This is a genomic window from Luteolibacter luteus (genome assembly GCF_012913485.1).
GTDB lineage: Bacteria > Verrucomicrobiota > Verrucomicrobiia > Verrucomicrobiales > Akkermansiaceae > Haloferula > Haloferula lutea.
This window is the reverse complement of sequence record NZ_CP051774.1, coordinates 6,375,967-6,392,778: the sequence shown is the minus strand read 5'-3', so window position 1 is coordinate 6,392,778 and position 16,812 is coordinate 6,375,967. Positions and strand designations below refer to the sequence as shown.

At 64.0% G+C, this 16,812-nt stretch carries 15 protein-coding genes; all 15 read right to left on the bottom strand.

Features of this window, described 5'->3' with window-relative positions; all coding sequences use genetic code 11:
- Window positions 1-31 precede the first annotated feature (31 nt).
- The 15 genes from HHL09_RS26265 to HHL09_RS26195 all read right to left on the bottom strand — a co-directional run bounded on the left by HHL09_RS26265 (window position 32) and on the right by HHL09_RS26195 (window position 16,800).
- Window positions 32-4,717 (bottom strand): zeta toxin family protein, encoded by a 4,686-nt coding sequence (locus HHL09_RS26265; protein WP_169457622.1) that lies wholly within the window; start codon window positions 4,715-4,717, stop codon window positions 32-34.
- A 66-nt stretch (window positions 4,718-4,783) separates the two neighbouring features.
- Window positions 4,784-6,379, bottom strand: coding sequence for a hypothetical protein (locus HHL09_RS26260; protein ID WP_169457621.1), 1,596 nt, complete (start codon window positions 6,377-6,379; stop codon window positions 4,784-4,786).
- 6 nt (window positions 6,380-6,385) lie between these two features.
- Complete coding sequence (locus HHL09_RS26255; RefSeq protein WP_169457620.1) at window positions 6,386-6,931, bottom strand: hypothetical protein; 546 nt, start codon at window positions 6,929-6,931, stop codon at window positions 6,386-6,388.
- 43 nt (window positions 6,932-6,974) lie between these two features.
- The gene (locus HHL09_RS26250) at window positions 6,975-7,469 is read right to left on the bottom strand and encodes a hypothetical protein (protein ID WP_169457619.1); all 495 of its coding nucleotides are present in this window, start codon (window positions 7,467-7,469) and stop codon (window positions 6,975-6,977) included.
- Between the two features lie 21 nt (window positions 7,470-7,490).
- Window positions 7,491-9,971 carry a phage tail protein gene (locus tag HHL09_RS26245; protein ID WP_169457618.1) on the bottom strand — a complete coding sequence of 827 codons (2,481 nt, stop codon included), beginning with the start codon at window positions 9,969-9,971 and terminating at the stop codon, window positions 7,491-7,493.
- Window positions 9,968-10,600 carry a phage connector family protein gene (locus tag HHL09_RS26240; RefSeq protein ID WP_169457617.1) on the bottom strand — a complete coding sequence of 211 codons (633 nt, stop codon included), beginning with the start codon at window positions 10,598-10,600 and terminating at the stop codon, window positions 9,968-9,970. Before HHL09_RS26240 ends, HHL09_RS26245 begins: the two co-directional genes overlap by 4 nt.
- A gap of 366 nt (window positions 10,601-10,966) precedes the next feature.
- On the bottom strand, window positions 10,967-11,455 hold the full coding sequence (locus tag HHL09_RS26235) for a hypothetical protein (protein WP_169457616.1): 489 nt from the start codon (window positions 11,453-11,455) through the stop codon (window positions 10,967-10,969).
- 52 nt (window positions 11,456-11,507) lie between these two features.
- Window positions 11,508-12,434, bottom strand: a complete 927-nt coding sequence (locus HHL09_RS26230; RefSeq protein ID WP_169457615.1) for a phage capsid protein — start codon at window positions 12,432-12,434, stop codon at window positions 11,508-11,510.
- Window positions 12,435-12,759: 325 nt separating this feature from the next.
- Window positions 12,760-13,095 carry a hypothetical protein gene (locus HHL09_RS26225; RefSeq protein WP_169457614.1) on the bottom strand — a complete coding sequence of 112 codons (336 nt, stop codon included), beginning with the start codon at window positions 13,093-13,095 and terminating at the stop codon, window positions 12,760-12,762.
- Between the two features lie 660 nt (window positions 13,096-13,755).
- Window positions 13,756-14,229 (bottom strand): hypothetical protein, encoded by a 474-nt coding sequence (locus tag HHL09_RS26220; RefSeq protein ID WP_169457613.1) that lies wholly within the window; start codon window positions 14,227-14,229, stop codon window positions 13,756-13,758.
- 33 nt (window positions 14,230-14,262) lie between these two features.
- Window positions 14,263-14,754: a hypothetical protein gene (locus tag HHL09_RS26215; protein ID WP_169457612.1), complete on the bottom strand. Its 492-nt coding sequence runs from the start codon at window positions 14,752-14,754 to the stop codon at window positions 14,263-14,265.
- A gap of 39 nt (window positions 14,755-14,793) precedes the next feature.
- On the bottom strand, window positions 14,794-15,264 hold the full coding sequence (locus HHL09_RS26210) for a hypothetical protein (protein ID WP_169457611.1): 471 nt from the start codon (window positions 15,262-15,264) through the stop codon (window positions 14,794-14,796).
- Window positions 15,265-15,350: 86 nt separating this feature from the next.
- Complete coding sequence (locus HHL09_RS26205) at window positions 15,351-16,241, bottom strand: hypothetical protein (protein ID WP_169457610.1); 891 nt, start codon at window positions 16,239-16,241, stop codon at window positions 15,351-15,353.
- 46 nt (window positions 16,242-16,287) lie between these two features.
- On the bottom strand, window positions 16,288-16,497 hold the full coding sequence (locus tag HHL09_RS26200) for a hypothetical protein (protein ID WP_169457609.1): 210 nt from the start codon (window positions 16,495-16,497) through the stop codon (window positions 16,288-16,290).
- A 6-nt stretch (window positions 16,498-16,503) separates the two neighbouring features.
- Window positions 16,504-16,800: a Bbp19 family protein gene (locus HHL09_RS26195; protein ID WP_169457608.1), complete on the bottom strand. Its 297-nt coding sequence runs from the start codon at window positions 16,798-16,800 to the stop codon at window positions 16,504-16,506.
- Between the last annotated feature and the right edge of the window lie 12 nt (window positions 16,801-16,812).

The window sequence follows — 16,812 nt, the reverse complement described above, 5'->3', positions numbered from 1 at the left end:
AGGGGGCGGACGCTATCCGAGGGGTGGCTACTTAAGGTGAGTCAGGCTCCGGGTCGATCTCGCCGCCGATCAGGTCGGTGATTCGAATATCGCCGTTCTTGTCCTTGCGGAAGTTACCCCAGTGGAGATCGCCGATCCGGTAGGTCTTTCCGTCGAGTTCGAGATCCCAGGTCTCCCACGCGTTTGGTCGTTGATTGAGTTTCGGAACGACCAAGCGCTCGTATTCTTGCTTTGTGATCTCGTCTCCGTAGTCCTGATAGACTGTAAAGCTGCCGTCGTCATTCTCGATGACTTCGGTGGGGAATCCGCCCAAAGCCTCGATCAGCATGGCCTTCTGCCGTGCGGCTTCGATGTCGGCACTCCTGATCGTCTCACCTTTCCGGTTGAAAACAAACAGACCCTTCTTGGTCGGGATCTTCAGGACTCCTTCTTTTCCGAGGATGAGGGGCTCGAACTCAGCGCCCGCTCTGCCAAGTCGAGCAACTCCTGCAGCCTTTGCTCGGGAGAGGATGTCTCTGACTCCTTCCTTGCCTCTTCGAGCATCTGTTGCCTTTTCTGGATTTGCTCGGGAGTCTCGCGAACCGCTCGCACGTTGGTTATCCTTCCTTCGCTCATCGGTGGAATCATAGTTGGAATTTGAATCTTTATCAAGGGTATCGGCGTCGTCGCTCGTGGTCCCGTCGGGGGCTTTGATGGAGCCAGCGCTCGTGCTGTCCAAGTTCTCCCGGATTCGGGCATGACTGGGAGAGATGGAAAAGGATAAGCCTCCGTCGCTGGGCGGTCCATTGTCATCCGTGGACCCATCCGGCCCTTCGTTCTCCCCGCGGAAGGCGCGGGCCTCGGCGTCGGTCAGCTTTCCTTCCCGCCGGTAGCGCTCGATGATGGCGTGTCCTTCGGCGATGAGTCGGGCGATGGCTGCTTGTTTGCGGCCCACTCGGCCTCCATCTCCGCCTCTATTAGAAGCTCCTTCTCGCGGTCCTGCATGATTCCCTCCCGGGCTCTTTCCATCGCTTCCACCAGTTGAGCTTCCACCTCGTCTGCCGTGGGTATCCGCTGCGGTGGCGGGCCCTGATTCGTCTCTCCCTTCATTGGCTGTAATATAGCGGTTCTGCTTTAGGAACTCAATGTCCCTCTTGGTAAATTGACCTGCACTTCCCGAGTTATCGAAGATGGTGATTCTGAGTCCTCCTTCGGCCATCGCGATAGCAGTCTCCTGTGCTCCCACATGAGCTTCCGCGGCCACGCGCAAGGGCACAAGGCGCGGATTGCCCGCCCTTTTTCCTTTCAAGTATCTTCCGATAACTCCATGCTCGAACGACCTTGCGAAGGGGCGGTGGACGTAGAGCACGATCGCTCTCCTTCCGCTTGCTTCGATGTCCGCGATGGTCTTGCGCGCATAGTCCTCCCATGAAAGCGTCGTATCAATGACCAGATCCCGCGGGATATTCAGGCGCTTCAAGACCGATGACTTGCCGCTGCCTCCTCCGCCGGCAAGAACGATGGCCACGCGGGTCATGGGATCTCGCGCGAGCAGACGCTGGATCACGAGATCATTGAGCGCGCTCGCTTGCCGGTGAAACTCGGAGTCGCGTGTCAGGGGATCCGCTTTTTCGTAGCCGTCGAGGAGGGGGCGGATGTCATCAGTGTTCGCGATGTTGCCACGCGCAATGGCTTCATCCACGGCGCGTTTGATCAAGTCCTCGTCGAAGGCGGGGCGTGCGTTGCCCGGTGCCTGGTCCCTTCCGCCGAGCGAGAACGCCACCACTGGCTCTGCTTCGATCCCTGACGTTTCTTGGCTTGCCGGCGCGGCCCCATTTGCATCCAGCCCGATGAGCTTGGAGACGAAGTCATCGATCTTCGCTTCATCCAGTCTTCCTTCACGGATCGCCTTCCTGGTGGCATGGGCGCGCTGGAAGGCGAGGCCGAAGAGCTCGCGGACAGCGCTCATGAAGAGAGCGAATTTTTTCACGGCACCCGGTGCCAGCTTGGAGGCGGCGGTGATATTCCGCGAGATGATGGCGGGGGAGAGGCCGAGGCGTCCGGCGGTCTTGCCGCCGCGCAGGATCTCGGATTCCAGAAACTCGCTGACGGCTTCACTCACGGCGGTGAAGTGCACTTCGCCCTCGGGGAGGAAATTGAGCTGCTGGCCTGGTGCTTGCACATCATCCCGGCGGGGGCGGCCGCGGCGTTCGCGCTTGCTCTTGAGCACCGTGTCGAAGGCGCGGATGGCCTCTGTCACTTCGGCGAGGCTCATGCGGCCGGTGGCCAGAGCATCGATGAGGAAGCCGTGGCCGTATTCGTGAACTACGGTGCGGATCGTACCTCCGGCATTGATCGTATTGGTGATCCGGCGGACGCCTTGCCTGAGCTCGGTGACATTCTGGCCGAGGACGATGTCGTGGAAGCTGGCGTTGCCTTCCATTTGCTCGCGGAGCTTCAGCTCGGCGAGGACCTGGGCTTCATCGCGCGGGGAGAGGGCGGCCTGTTGGGCTGCGGTGATCGTTTCGCCGGGGCGGAAGATGGTTTCGCTGCGGCGGGTGGGGGTGTCGGTGTTTGCCTGGATGGCCCCGGCGATCTCGAGGGTGCTGGCGAGGTAGGCGGCGTGGTTCGCGCGCAGCTCATCGGTGCTGTCCAGGTGGACGCCGGCGAGACGGAGGGCGCCGGGGATGTCCGCGGCGCGTCCGATCTCCTCGCCGCTATGGGGATCGACGACCGCGAAGCCATCGCCGGTGGGAATGAAGTTTGGCATGATGCCGCTCTCGCGTGCGGCGGTGAAGGCGGCCTGCTGGTCGTGGAAGTTTTTCTCAAGCGTGGCCTGGGCGCTGCGTGCGGTCTCGCTGCGGGGATCGAGCCGGGTCCATGCTGCACCGAGGACACGCTCCATCTCGAAGAGGCCCTTCGCGGACTTCAGCGCGGTGATGTCCTGCGCTTGCAGGCCGGTGGCGAGCAGCTCGGTCTCGGATGCCTTGGCAAATGCCTGGAGCCTGGCGTCCCGGAAGGCGCCGCGGCTGGCACCGAGGAAGGCGAGGGGGGCGACGCTGGTGAAGGTGGTGATGAGCTTGCGATCGTAGGCATCGAAGACGCCGTCCTGGCCATTGAGCCATTGGGTAGCGGGGATCTTCGGATCGATGACGTGGCCGATGTCGATGAGCAGGGGATCGACGAGTGCTTGGAGGGATTCCGTGCTACCTTCCACGATGCCACCGGCGATGACGCGGCCGGTGAAGCGCGTGACCATGGATGAGGTGAGCCGCTCGATGGCATCGCTCACGCCGGGGATCTTTTTTCCGAGGCCCTTCGCGCCGAAGAGTTCCATGGGAAGCTGGATGGCGGCGGAGAGGGGCGCGATCTCTCCGGCGAGGCGCGCGGCTTCATCGCGTCCCAGTGCGGGGATGAGCTGCTTGCGGGTGCTGTGGTAGGACTCCTCCTCGATCAGCTTGTAGCTGAGCACTTGCCCGAGGTAGGGAGTGGCGGCGACGAGGGTGGTGCCGAGTGCGCCGGGTGCGGCATAGATGCCTGTCTCAAAAGCCTCCATCCGGGAGCCGGGCGCGGAGAGCGGCTTCACGGGGTCATACTGGAGCTGGACGATCTCTTCCAGGTCATGGAGGAAATTGCGCGCGCGCTCCTTGTCCTGCTCATAGCGGATGCGCGGGTAATCGGGGTTCTCGGTATTCCACTCATACATCGCCATGTAGTCCGGCGGGAGCGGGTCCTCGCGGCCCATGGGGTCAGCCAGGAAGTTTCCGATGGTCTTTCCGAGGCGTGAGAAGTCGCGGCCGCTCTGCTTGCGGAGGTTTGAGAGGAAGGTGGCCTGTTGCTCCTTCGGGAGCTTGCGGGCGAGGATGCCGATGGAGTCGAGCAGCTGGGCACGGAGGTCCTCATCCGCGAGGAAATCACCAAGGCCGCCGACATCGAGGTCCCCGCCGGCCAGCATGGCCTGCCACTGCGAGTGGATCTGCGGTGCGATGGGGGAGAGCCGGTCCTTCGTGGCGCTGAGGATCTCATTCCGGACTTCCAGATAGCGGCCATCGTCGCCCGGCTGATAGCCGGGATCCTGACGCAGGGTCTCCAGCCACCGGGCCTCGGTCTGCTGCGGTGCCTGTCCGGCGATCTCCGTGAGAGCGGCGAAGGAGGCTTCATCCTGGAGCTTGCGCAGGAGCTTCGCGCGGGCATCGCGGGTGCGGGAGAGTTTCTCGATCTCGGTGAAGAAGGCGTCATCGTCATCCGCGCCGCGTCCGTCGAAGGATTCGTAGGCGATCCGGTCGCGCAGGCCATCGCGCTTGGCGCGGCTGCGGAACTCGCGGCCTTCGTTCTCGATGAAGAGGTAGGACTCCACCAGCGCTTGCCTGCGCGCGGTCTCCGGATCCTCGGCGAAATCGAGCGCGATGGCTTTTCCCGCGGTGGCCGTTCTCCAATCGAGCATGGCGTGGTCGAGCTTCGCGCCCTGGGCTGCTCTCCACTTCGCCTGCTTGTCCTGCCGCGCTTCCTCCTGCTCCAGCCATGGCTGGTAGAGCTCCGCCTGGAGGGGATTGTGAGAGAAGGCCGGGTCCGTCTCCGGAGGAGCGGGGTCCGCGGGCGTGTCCGTGCCGGGATCCGGCGCCAGGGCGCGGAGATCATCGCGCATGGCCTGCTCCGCATCCGTCCATGGGCGCGTGAAGTCGGTTGCCAGCGGGTTCCCGTCGGATTGCGGGATGCCTTCGGTGAGGTTCGTGACCATGAAAAGGGTGCGTGTGGAGAGATGGGGGAGAAGTACGGCGTGCCTCGTAGCAGGTGGCGGTGCTCCTCAATCCTGTGCGGCTGCGTCCGGGAAATCGGGGGCCTCCACGAGCAGCTTGCGTGCTTCCGTGATGCCGCCGGGTTTCTTCACGGCATAGTATTTCGTCCGGATGTCCGGCTCCGTGGCGTCCGGGTGGACGCTGAGCCAGTTCTCGAAGTCGGTCTGGGCAGCGCCGTACTTTTCGCGCGCGGCATTCCGCTGCACCTCGTCCGGGTACTCGAAGTGGCCGCGCTGGTCCTTCACCTTCGCGAGCATCCGGAAGGACTTCCGGTCGAACTCCGCGCTTTCATCGAAGCCGGGGCGGTGTGCGTAGAGCGCCTGGAAGCTTTCCAGCTGGTGCTGGGGGTTCTTGAGATTCGCGATGTGGGCTGCGTCTTCCGTGGTGAATCCTGCGGCGACGAGCTTGGTGGTATCCTTCAGCAATCCCGCGCCGAGCACGTCTCCCGCCGTGACGCGGGTGGTGAGGGTCCCGAAGACGCCGCCTTCGAAGTCCGCCTTCAAGCGGTCGCGATATTCATCCGCGGCATTTCCCCAGATCTCCTGCTGGCCATTCCGCACCTGGTCCACGCGCCAGCTGAGCTGCTGCTTCGCGGGGCTCTCGTGCAGGGTCTCGAGCAGGGAGGTGATCTGGTAGTACTTGCTGCCGAAGTCCGGGCTATCCACCTGGAAGGTATTCAGCAGGTCTGCCACCTCGCCCGTGGTCTGGAGCTGATACTGCGGTGTTTTCCGCCGTGACTGCTCCTCCGCGCTGATGCCCTGCTGGAGGCTTTCTCCGAGGATCTCCTTCAACTGGGGATCGAGCTTTTGGAAGCCATCCTGAAGATCCGCCGCGCTGGTGATGACGAGCTTCTTCACGCCATCGTGAAACTTGTCCACCTCGGCAAAGGTCTGCTTGCGATTCTCCGCATGGGCCTGATCGCCGAGCAGTGCCTGCACGCCCTGCGGGAGGGTCTTCTGCACCGCGGGATCGGAGAGCGTGCGGATGGTGCCGACGGGATCCTGGATGATGCCTGCGGCCAGACGCATGACGACTGCGCTGGCATTCGCCTTCGCCATCACCTCTGCGGCGCGCTGCGCTGGCATGCCGGTGGCGACGAGCTCCTGGTGATCCCGCGCCACGCCATCGGCATCACCCGCTGCGGCGTGGCGCTGGAGGGAGTGGCCGATCTTCACGTGGCTCTCTTGCACGGTGCGCAGCGCGACATTCCGCTCCAGCGCGATGCCCTGCCGGGTGCTGAAGTCCAGCAGCTGCTCGCCGAGCGTGGCGAGCCCTTCATTCGAAAGCCCCAGCTCGCGAGCGCGGGATTTCCAGCCGGCCTCCATGTCGCGATACTCCTGCGTCCACTGGTGGAAGTCGGGCTTGGCGAGCAGCGAGTTGTTGAACTCCGCCGCTTCCCCTTCCACCTCCGACATGAAGGCGGCGCGATCGCCCGCTTCCTTTGTCACGCGCACTTGCTGCGCGATGCGGAAGCCTTGCTCGCCCATGGACTCCAGCGCGGAGCCCACCTGTGCCATGGCGCGTGCCGGTGCCGATGCCGCGTCCAGGCTGCGGTCCGGAGCGGCCGGGCCATTCGTCAAATAACTGATGCGTGGTAGATTCATGCCGTTTCAAAATCCTTTCGGTGATCCATCGGGGCGCTTTGCTCCATCCGCGGCGAGATAGGGGGAGGAGGAAGCTCCCATGCCGCTGGCATTCACATAGCTGCCTGCCGCGCTGGCCATGCCCTGCACCGCGGATGCCGTGGCCTCCGTGCGCAGGGCGGAGGCCTTGTTCGCGCCCTCCCAGATGTCCATCTCCGCACCGGCCAGCAGCGCGCGGCGGCGCGTCTCCGCATCGTAGGAAATGTCCAGGATCTCCTGCTCCAGCTGCAGCGCGGTATCCCCAAGTACGGCGAGTGGCGTACCTTCCATCTGGAAGCCATTCGCCGCCGTGGCCGCGCGCACCGCTGCCAGCTGCCGGCGATTCTCCGTCTGCTTCCGCCGCGCATTCTCCGCGGCTACATCCATCGCCTGCTGCGCCTGGATGCGCTTCTCATTCGCATTGAGAAAGGCCGCCTTCTCCGTCGCCTTCGCCGCCGCGCGCGAACTCCGCACCGTGATGTCGGTCGAGATCGCCGTCATCGCCATCGAAATGCCAAATGCCCACCAGCTCATGATGTAAAAAATTGGTTATGGGAAATGAGAGGAGGAGCGGGCCTCAGGACTCGTCCGCCTCCAGCCTCCCGTTTGTCGCCTTCAAATCTTCTGTCTTCACCGGCAGCTGCCCCAGCCACGCGTGCAATCCGGGATGCCCGTCCGGCAGCAGCGGATTCTCCACCTCTGCCAGGATCGTCCTGCCGATCTGCTCGACATCCGTCTCCTCCGTCGCATGGAAGGTGGTCCACATCACCTCCGTCTCCGTCCAGATCACGCGGCGCGTCCCTGGCTTCGTCACGCCGATGTGCGGGGCCTGGTAAATCACCACGCCTTCATTCTCCGACCACACCCAGGCCGTGCCCTCCGTGATGATGAAAGGGTGCTCCGTCAGATGCTGCTCCGTCACCAGCAGCGTGTGCCGCGGGATCCGGCAGCCGCGCGTGTAGAGGCCCGGCGTGAAGAGATGCCGCGCCCGGATATCCGCGGGCGGCTGCTCCACCATCATCGCCAGCAGCGCATCCACCGCCGTCGCCTGCTTGAGTGTTTCTTCGTTCATCGCTCGTCTCCCGCTTCCCGCTTACCCGGCATTCATCTCGTGCCAGACGTGCAGGCTCAGCACGTTCAGCGGGAGCGGTTGGGTTTGCCGGATGATGGGCGATGTCTTCCGCTCGCTTCTACTGTCACAGGCCACTTCTTTGTAGCCGGAGTAGAGGGGCAGGGGCGCATCCATCGCCATGCCCTGCTGGAGGAACTCGACGCGCTCCCAGGTTTCCCCGTCATTTGCCGAGACCGAGCATCCCAGTGATTTCCAAAGCTCCAGATCCACCCGGTGCAGGTTCTTCCACGCCACCTTCGACAGCGAATTCGGATCACCCGTCTCCACGTAGCTCGGCTGCAGGTAGCAGGTGAAGGGAAGTCCCGCGATCACCGTGGACGCCGGCATTTCCAGCGTGATCTGTCCGCTGCTCACCACCTTGTCCGGGAGCGGAGCGCCATCCGCCAGCACGCACACCGAGCGGCCCTCCAGATGCTCCAGCCCGCCGATCGTCAGCGTCGCCGCCCCTTCATGGATCACCGCGGCATCCGCACTGCACACCCGCGCCTGCTGGCCCTCCTTCAGGAGCCGCATCCGGTCCGGCTGGAAGCGCTCGATGAAACGGCTGCCGCCGCGCCTCACCGTCACCCACACCTGGTCCTCCTCGCCGCCGCTGCTGAGCACCGCCACCGATTCGAAATCGCCATCCGTCACGTAGCGGAACCAGCCCGCGATGTTCTGGTTCCGCTCGTACGCCAGTCCTAGTAGCTGCCCGCCGGAGTCCACGCACCACACCACCGGCTCCGGGTAGCGCTGCAGGGCCACCTCCACGATCTGCCCGTCCGTGATGTGCTCCGCCAGCAGCGTGAGGTCCTGCGCCTTGTAGCCATCGCTCTCGAAGACGAAGGAGAACTCCCACGCCTTCCGCCCGTTCCGCTGGATAAAGATCACCGTATCCTGCACCGGGATCGCCTGGATGAAGGCACTGCCGGTGTAGCTGAATTTCCCCGCGCGCGCATTTCCCGGCGTCAGGGTTTTCTCCGCCTCCCGCGCGCCCACCGGGCCCTCCGCGCCGGAGGTGCCGAGGATCAGCGTGCCCTGCGAGACCATCCACTGGATCGCATTCGCCTTCTGCCCGGCGAAGGTCAGTGCCAGGCCCATGTCGTCATCGCTGCCGGTGCGGAAATTGTGAAAGTCATCGATGATGCTGCCCCACACCGTCTGCGGTTGGCTCGCGCTTCCCCCGAGCATCAGCCGCTGCTCATGGATGCACACCGTGCGCGGCCAGCCGCGGTAGTCGCTCCATGCCGGCTCGGACCAGCGCTTCGTCGGCTCCGTGTGATTCGCGATCGTGAAGATGACATTCGCCGTGACGTGCTGCGCATCGCTATAGCCCGTGACCTCGAAGATCCCGTGGTGATCCGGATCCACCGCCTCCAGCGTGAACTTCCCGTGCGGCGGTGCCAAGGATGGCCCGTCGATCGAGTCGATCCTCACCCGCATCCAGCAGGGATCGATTTCCGTGCCGGTGATGATCCCGCTGCGGTCGGAGCGGCTCGCGGCCATGCTGCGCACCGTCTCCCAGGTGATCTTGTTATACGAACGCTCGACCACGCCGACGACTTCCCAGTTTCCCATGTTGTCCGCGGTGATCACGGAGAGCGACCAATCGCCCAACACGAAGAGCTCCTCGGAAGTATCATTCGCCGCCGCATCCTTGATCCTTCTCACCACGTAGGGCTTCGCGCGACGGTGCCTCATCACCCAGCGGCTGCCGACGTGGCCCGGCTGGAAGATGTCGTCGTTCGCGGTGATCGTGATGCCATTGCCGGTCACCGCGCTGGCTTGCAGGCTGGTGTTCGTGATGTTCTCGTCCCGCAGCGCCGGCCATTCCTGGACCAGCTTGTCGATCGTCCACTTGTTGTTCGCATGGCGGGAAATGATCCGCGGCGCGTGGTTCGGATGAGTCACATAGACCAGGTCATTGATCTGCTGGAATTGCAGCTCGCGCAGCTCCGCCGCCGCATACGGCGTGGCCCGCTTGAAGGCCGAGGTCAGCGTCCATTTGCCTGCGGTCAGATCCGCGGGGAAGGCCCCCGAACCATGGTCCTCATTGCAGTAGTAGATCCCTTGAAAGCCCTCCGCCACCTGCTGGATCCAGGTGCCGCGCGGGTAGGATTTCCCGGTCGACCAGATGCCATCCACGCCGCCCGTGTCCACCACCGGCACGGATGGCACCTCGCCCGTGGTGTAAACCGTGAACTCGCCCGCGGTGAAAACGAGCATCATCGTGGTGGATGCGCTGAACTCGAAGGCCACCAGCCGCGCCGCCTCCGCCGCATTCGGCTGCGGTCCCACGAACAAGGTGCCGGCCCGCGAGAAGGCACCGCCGTACGTGGCCGGGCGGAAATTCTCCATCCGCCGCGCGCTCGACCGGTATTTCTCCAGGTCGATCCGCGGCTCGATCCATGGCGATACCTCGCCGCCATTGAAGGAAATGCGTCGTTCGATCTGGCGGCTCATGGGAGTTGGTAGCGCAGGGGATTCCGCGGCCTCGCGCCGCGCGCACGGATCAGCAGCGAATTGCCTAACAGCCGCTCGATCGGCCTGACCTCGCGGCTGCCGACTTCGATCGCATCGATGCGTTGCGCCTTGCTGACCGCGCGCGCCTTCAGTCCCTCGAGCTGCGCCTGCATCTGCAGGTTCAAGTTCAGCGGCACGCAGATCTCCGCCGCCAGTGCCGCGCTCACCGCCTTCGCCAGCAGCGGGTCAAACTCCACCACCGGGATGCGCCGCACATAGCGGATCTCCGCCTTGTCCGCATTCGTGAGCAACCGCGCGCCTTCCTCGATCTCGAAGAACTCGTCCGACTCGCCGAACTGCTCGCCATTCACCTCCAGCAGCCGCAGGAAATCCCCCGGCAGCTGGAAGGCCCGCGCAAACCCGTGCTCCGGTGCAAGCGCCAGCTGGGAAAGCGCCACCCGCTTGATCGCGCAATTCCACCGGTGCTCCCGCAGCACTTCATCGATGACCTGCTGGATGCAGCCCTTGCAAACGCGAGCCGCCTTGTTCTCCGCGTCATCGATATCGGAGATCCTCATCTCCCCGATATGCGCCAGCGCCCGATTCGCCAGATCCGTATTCGTATTCATCGTCGCTTGTTAGAAAAAATCGTTCCGCGCCCGGGCGGATTGGACCGGAGCCAGGGTGGCACGCCGCCGTCCCTCAACATCCCCGGCAAGCGAAGGTGCTCGCCCTGTCTCCGGTCACTATCCCCACCGTTCCCGACGAGCGGGGGCGCTCGTCCTTACCTATCGTTCGTCACGCCACAGAACGCGGGACCCGGAGTCCAATTCGGAGCGGCCCATGCGGCGTTGCTTCTTCTGTTCTCCATTCACCCCGGGTTCCGCGTTCTATGTCGTGGCTTCAGGGAGGGGACGCATCATCCGAGGCGCCCCGCTCCGTGAGTTCCGGACAAGCGGGGGCGCTTGTCCCTACCTAACCGCCAAGCTTCCCCATCAGAGCGACTTCCACGCCAGCAAGACGCGGAATGCCCCGGGCTCCACCGTCGCGCCATACGTCGCCAGCGTCAGCTTCACCAGGTTCGTCGAACTCGCCGCCGCCCCGGTATCCACCACCTTGTGCCGGTTCGTGTAGCCATCCGGCAGCACCCCCGAGAGGAATTCCACCGTGCCCACCGAGGCACAGTTGATCGCCACCGCATAGCGGTCCGCGTCCAGCACGTCGCCGATGTGGAAAGCCACCGCACCGCTCGACATGTCATCCGTCACGATCACCTTGCTCAGCTCCGGAATCACGATCGCCCCGTCGGGCAGGCGCAGCAGGTCGATCACATCGGTCGCCGCATTGTCCACCGTCGGCGCCACATCCAGGAAGGAATACTGCACCTCCCCGGAGACCTGCCGCTTGTCATTGATCCGGTCGCTGAAATCCAGCGCCGCTGCCAGCTGCGCCGCATACTGCACCGATTGAAGAGTCTTTGCCATAATGTCAGATTGTCGTTGTTAGATTCTCATCGCTACTCGCTACCTCCGCGCATCACGGGCTCTCATCGCAGAGGATCTCGATCACCCCGTCGCCATCCAGGCGCGTGCAACCCCATCCCCACACGCTGCGCAGCTGCACGGCGTGCGACTTCTGCGGCAGCACATCCACCCGCGCATACGGGTCCATCGCGATGCCAAAGGCCACCGCCTCACGGGCGAAGGCATAGCAGGAGCGCACGTCCGTCGCCGGATTGTGCGGCAGCAAGTCCGGCGTCACCGCCTTGATCGCCAGCCCGGCGAAGCCCACCACCTGGCCGGTGAGAAGACGCTGCAGCCCGTAGTCCGCGCTCGTCATCTTCTCCTCGCGCAGCAGGTCCTTGATCTGGCGGTGCGTCAGGATCACGCAGCCCGCGAAGGTATTCTCCACATCCTGCCCGCCCACATCGGCCAGGCCGAAACGCGTCGATACCTCCAGCAGCTTCGAGAAGGTCATCCCCGAATTCACCGCGCCGCCCGAGTCCACGTAGTTCACCGCGATGCTCGCGCACTCGCTGCCGAAGGTGATCGGGGTCGATCCGGTCTTGCCGGACTGCACCGTGCCGCGGATGCCATCGATCAGCGTCTTGTCCTGGTCGCGTCGCGCCGCCGCCTTCTGCAGCTTCATGATCTGCACGTGCGGGGAGCCCACCGAGCCCAGCTGCTTCACCTCCAGCTCGTCCAGGATGTGAGCGCTGTCCTTGAAGTTCACATAGCACCAGCGGTACTCCGCATCGATGTCATCGGGATTGGTGTCGCCGTGCCGCGTGGTGATCTGCCGGGCCGCCACCTTCGGCAGGCGCTGGAAGCGCTTGCCCTCGGCATTCAGCGGAAAGGTATCCACATACGGCGCCAGCCGGCTATCGAGCTGCTGCATTTCGATGCGCCACTCGTCATCATATTGGTTCGGAAATCCGTCCGGGACGGAAGAGTCAAAGGCCATAAAAGTAAAAAGGAATGAATCGTTCGTTGATTGCGTGAATGAGAACTCCCGCGATTGACCCGCCCCGCGGGGTCGCCTCCGGATGCCGACTCATCATCGGACCCTCGGGAAATCCGCCACCCATCCTCCGGGCCCGATCAACGGGTTCACCATCGTCCAAGCGACATCCGCATCCTGCCCGATGCCCCGGTCATCTTCTACTGCCAACCTAGTAACAAAATCACCGGCCTCCGCCCTCCGCACTCGTACACGAAAAAGGGCAGGGGATCGCCCCGCCCTTCATCCAACTCTTTGCTCCAAGCTCTTCGCTCTCGGCTCTCCGCTCCTACACCTCATTCGATCCACCGCCGGAGCCGGACTCACCACGCGGACCTTCCGGATCTACCTTCTTCTCCAGCTCATCATTCACCGGATCGCCCGCCAGCTTTCCGCCGACGGCCCCGAGGCCTGCGCCGACCAAGGCACCCACGGCCATGCCTGCCGGGCCGGCGAAGGCACCCACCGCGGCACCCGCCGCAGCGCCCGTCACCGTTCCCACGGAAGTCCCCACGGCACCGCCCAGGCCTTCCTTCCGCACCACATGGCTGGTGCCATGATCCTTCGCCTCCGGATGTTCGTTTGGCACCGTTCCCGTCTGGATCTGTTCGTCGCTATTGATCATGCCGCACTCTTTTGCAGGGCGCGTGCCGCATCGACTCATCTCGTGATAGATGCTAAGAACCAGTCATCGGCAGCCCCGGCTCGCAGTCGCGAGTTCCCCGTCATCATGCAAGATGCCCCCTCCCATCATTCATCTGCGCACGCCATTTCCCCGCGAGCGCGGAGGCTCCGCCCCGCAGAAGCAGTTCTTGGACATCTCCGTTCTCTCGTGTCTCCTGGCCAATCCGCTGCGACCTGCGAGGATTTTCAAGGCGGCATTCTACAGCTCCTCCATCCCTCATCCCTAGCAGGGACATCACGCAGCGGGCATCCCCGGGAGCGCGGAGGCTCTGCCCCGCAGAAGCAGTTCTTGGACATCTCCGTTCTCTCCTGTCTCCCGGCCAATCCGCTGCGACCTGCGAGGATTTTCAAAGCGACGTTCTACAGCTCATCCATCCCTCATCCCTGGCAGGCACATCACGCAGCGGGCATCCCCGGGAGCGCGGAGGCTCTGCCCCGCAAATGCAGTTCTTGGACATCTCCGTTATCTCGTGTTTCCCGGCCAATCCGCTGCGACCTGTGAGGATTTTCAAAGCGGCGTTCTACAGCTCATCCATCCCTTGTCCCTGGCAGGGACATCAAAGAACCACTCTGCGGGGCGGAGCCTCCGCGCTCCCGGGAATCACCGCGTGTCACGCAGCGCGCTCTTCCACCGCCATGCGAGCCCGGAAAGCCACAGCAGGGCCACGGAGATCATCACCAGCCAATACGGCACATACGCCGTCATCATTCCTGCCGGGGCGATCGCCATGATCTCTTCCCACCTCGACTCCAGGCTTTGGCCCGGGCCCCGCGGCTCCTCCACCCATGCCGGCTGCTTCATCGGCTCGGCACCGCCGCCTTCCACGATGAAAGGCAGCGACAAGTCCCACGCCTTGGTCAGCGACTCGCTCTTCTCTCGATTCGCCCCGAAGCCCGGAGCTTCCAGAGGATCGACCTTTGAAACCAGCAGTCCCGCATCCGCGCTCGCCATCGTCCAGCCATGTCCGCCGATCCCCGTGATCATCCGGCACGAATCCCACCACGCCCAGTTGATGAATCCCATCACCAGCAAGCCGGACCAGAAAATCAGGGACCGATGCCACCGCCACTTCACGATGCGAGGTTAATACAAGCTGCACGCGAAGCGCTACATCTGTTCGGCGGGATCCTTCGCACTTGATCCTGCATCGGCAGTGGCACTTCGCCATCGCCACGCCAGGCACAGCACCCATGCCGCGCCTGCCACCGCCATGATCAGCCAGTACGGGATATAAAGCCACACCGTCTCCTTCGACATTCCCGCCCACCGGTAGTGATAGTAGGTCTTCCGGTCCGGCGCATCCCGGGCCGCCATGGAGGCCTCGTGGGAATCGTCCTCCCGTCCGCGGCCGACAAAGGGCAGCGATGGATGGAGCGCGTGGTAGCGTGCGGGCGATCCATACCGCGTCCATTCCAAGGCCGATCTCCTCGTGCCCCCGGACCGGCCGAAGGTGATCCCGGACTCATGGCTTCCCACATACCACTCGTTCTTCATCGCCTCCGAGGAGCTATGGCACGAATCCCACCAAGCCCAGCTGATGAATCCCATCACCAGCAGGCCCGCCCACAGGATCAGGGAACGATACCACCGCCACTTCACCGCATCGTCCTAACACGTCATCCGCAGCGGAAGCTAGCATCAAGCTCTCCGGGCCGATCTTCCAGCCCTCCACTTCAGCAAGCCCAGCCAGACCACCATCACCACCGCCATCATCAGCCAATACGGCACGAAGCAAGCCACCATCCCGCGCGGCATCACGGCCATCGTCCTCTGCCAGTGCCTCTTCATCGCTTGGCGGTCCTTGCCCGCCTTTGCCGGCACCGATGGATCGCTCGCTTCCATGGCGACCCCGCCCCGCAAGATGAAGGGGAGGGGGAAATCCAGAGCCCCATGCATCGATCTCCCGTGCACCCGGTCCGTCATCAGCCTCGGGCTCGCCTCAGGACCCTTCATCGTGACGAGCACGCCCGCATCCCTGTTGGAGACCGCCCAGTCCCTCTTGGCCATCCCGGTAAACATCCGGCAAGAATCCCACCAGGCCCAGGTGAGGAATCCCATCACCAGCAAGCCCGCCCAGAAGATCAGAGACCGGTACCATCGCCACTTCATGGCGGCGAAGTTAATACAAGCGGGCGCAGAAGTGCCAGCGCGCTTTCCCGGGAGCGCAGATTCTTGCGCCACCCGCTCCTTCCCCTTCACCCCCTCGCATACAACTCCCGCACCCGCTCGAACTTCGCCGGATTCTTCCGCCACTGCGGATCCTCCCGCATGATCTTCTGCGCCTGCTCCCGCGGCGATCCGCTCCCGCTGAAAATCCCGCGGCCCACACCCGGCAGGCCACGCTCTTTCCCCGCCAGCCGCGCCTCATTCACGATCCGCGCCAGCTGCGGATGCAGCAACGCATACCGCATCAGCGGGTCCGACACGTCCACATCGTGCGATGCCAGGAATTCCTTCGTCGCCGCATTCATCCGCTCGAAGTCCTCACCGTACTGCTCCCGTAGTAGTTCCGTCGTGCCCGCCTCCCGCTCCGCGATCCGCGCCTCCATCACCTGCGCGCCCCGCTGCTGCATGCCGCCCACCGCTTCCATGTATAGCGATGCCAGCTCGCCCGCCAGCTCCCGCGGCGCATGGTGCTTGTGAAGCAGCGACTCCACCTTGCCCGCCATCAGCTCGTCCCGCGTCGCCCCCTCCGGCAGTCCTTCGGAAAGGAATGCATACCCGTCCGAGGCCTCCGGCGCACCCGTCGCCCGGCGATACTCCGCGAGCTCCTGCTCGCTCGCCCGTTCACCCGGGCGCGTCATCGCCCGCTTGCTTGCATGGCCGATCGTATCGTCCAGCATCCGGAAGAGCGTCGCCTCATCCTTCGCCGTCGCCGCCTTGCTCGCCAGGCGATGCAGCCCCAGCTCGGAGAACTTCTCCGCCCAGCCCTCCCGGAAGCGACCCTCCGTCGCATACTCATCCCGGAAAAAGCCCGCCGGGGAAGCCGGCAGGGCAGGGGGCGCTCCCGCACTCCCGCCCGCCTCCGGCACCACCGTGGAAACCGCCGCCCCTGCACTGACCCCCGAATCCTGGATCTCGGACATATCGATCGAAATAAGTTAAAGTATTAGAAATCTAGTAGAAAAACCATCACAGCCCGGACTTCCCGAAGACCCGCCCCTTATAGCGGGCCTCCGCCTCCTCCGGCCGATGCCGGAAATACCAGGCCACCACCTCCGGCGTCTTGTCGCCCGCCCGCGGATCCATCTCCGGACACGGCGGTTCAGGCGCATTGTCCTTCGCACCTGGCCCCGCCGCCGCCACCTTCTTCCCCGCGATCTTCTTCGCCACCTTCTTCATAGATCTTCAGATTGGAAACGTCACCGAACTCTCCCCAGCCTTCTTCAGACACTGGATGATGAAAAGCGGCACCGCTGTCTGCCCGTCCCGGATCCCCGCGCGCACCGGATCCAGCACACCCTTCGCATTCACCTCGAACCTCGATCCCAGCACGCCGAATCTGCGCATCAGCAGCTCCAGCACATAGCGGCCCTCCTCCGTTGAGAAAAGCCGCGCCACCGCCAGCATATCCTCATCATCCCGCTTCCGGATCTCCTCCGTCCGCGCCCGCTGCACCGCCTGTCTCTCTGCCAAGGTTCTCATAAAATTCTCCCT

Bases quoted from the DNA above. Each gene is read 5' to 3' on its own strand.
- HHL09_RS26265 (WP_169457622.1), bottom strand. From the start codon at position 4,717: ATGGTCACGAACCTCACCGAAGGCATCCCGCAATCCGACGGGAACCCG.
- HHL09_RS26260 (WP_169457621.1), bottom strand. From the start codon at position 6,379: ATGAATCTACCACGCATCAGTTATTTGACGAATGGCCCGGCCGCTCCG.
- HHL09_RS26255 (WP_169457620.1), bottom strand. From the start codon at position 6,931: ATGAGCTGGTGGGCATTTGGCATTTCGATGGCGATGACGGCGATCTCG.
- HHL09_RS26250 (WP_169457619.1), bottom strand. From the start codon at position 7,469: ATGAACGAAGAAACACTCAAGCAGGCGACGGCGGTGGATGCGCTGCTG.
- HHL09_RS26245 (WP_169457618.1), bottom strand. From the start codon at position 9,971: ATGAGCCGCCAGATCGAACGACGCATTTCCTTCAATGGCGGCGAGGTA.
- HHL09_RS26240 (WP_169457617.1), bottom strand. From the start codon at position 10,600: ATGAATACGAATACGGATCTGGCGAATCGGGCGCTGGCGCATATCGGG.
- HHL09_RS26235 (WP_169457616.1), bottom strand. From the start codon at position 11,455: ATGGCAAAGACTCTTCAATCGGTGCAGTATGCGGCGCAGCTGGCAGCG.
- HHL09_RS26230 (WP_169457615.1), bottom strand. From the start codon at position 12,434: ATGGCCTTTGACTCTTCCGTCCCGGACGGATTTCCGAACCAATATGAT.
- HHL09_RS26225 (WP_169457614.1), bottom strand. From the start codon at position 13,095: ATGATCAATAGCGACGAACAGATCCAGACGGGAACGGTGCCAAACGAA.
- HHL09_RS26210 (WP_169457611.1), bottom strand. From the start codon at position 15,264: ATGAAGTGGCGATGGTACCGGTCTCTGATCTTCTGGGCGGGCTTGCTG.
- HHL09_RS26205 (WP_169457610.1), bottom strand. From the start codon at position 16,241: ATGTCCGAGATCCAGGATTCGGGGGTCAGTGCAGGGGCGGCGGTTTCC.
- HHL09_RS26200 (WP_169457609.1), bottom strand. From the start codon at position 16,497: ATGAAGAAGGTGGCGAAGAAGATCGCGGGGAAGAAGGTGGCGGCGGCG.
- HHL09_RS26195 (WP_169457608.1), bottom strand. From the start codon at position 16,800: ATGAGAACCTTGGCAGAGAGACAGGCGGTGCAGCGGGCGCGGACGGAG.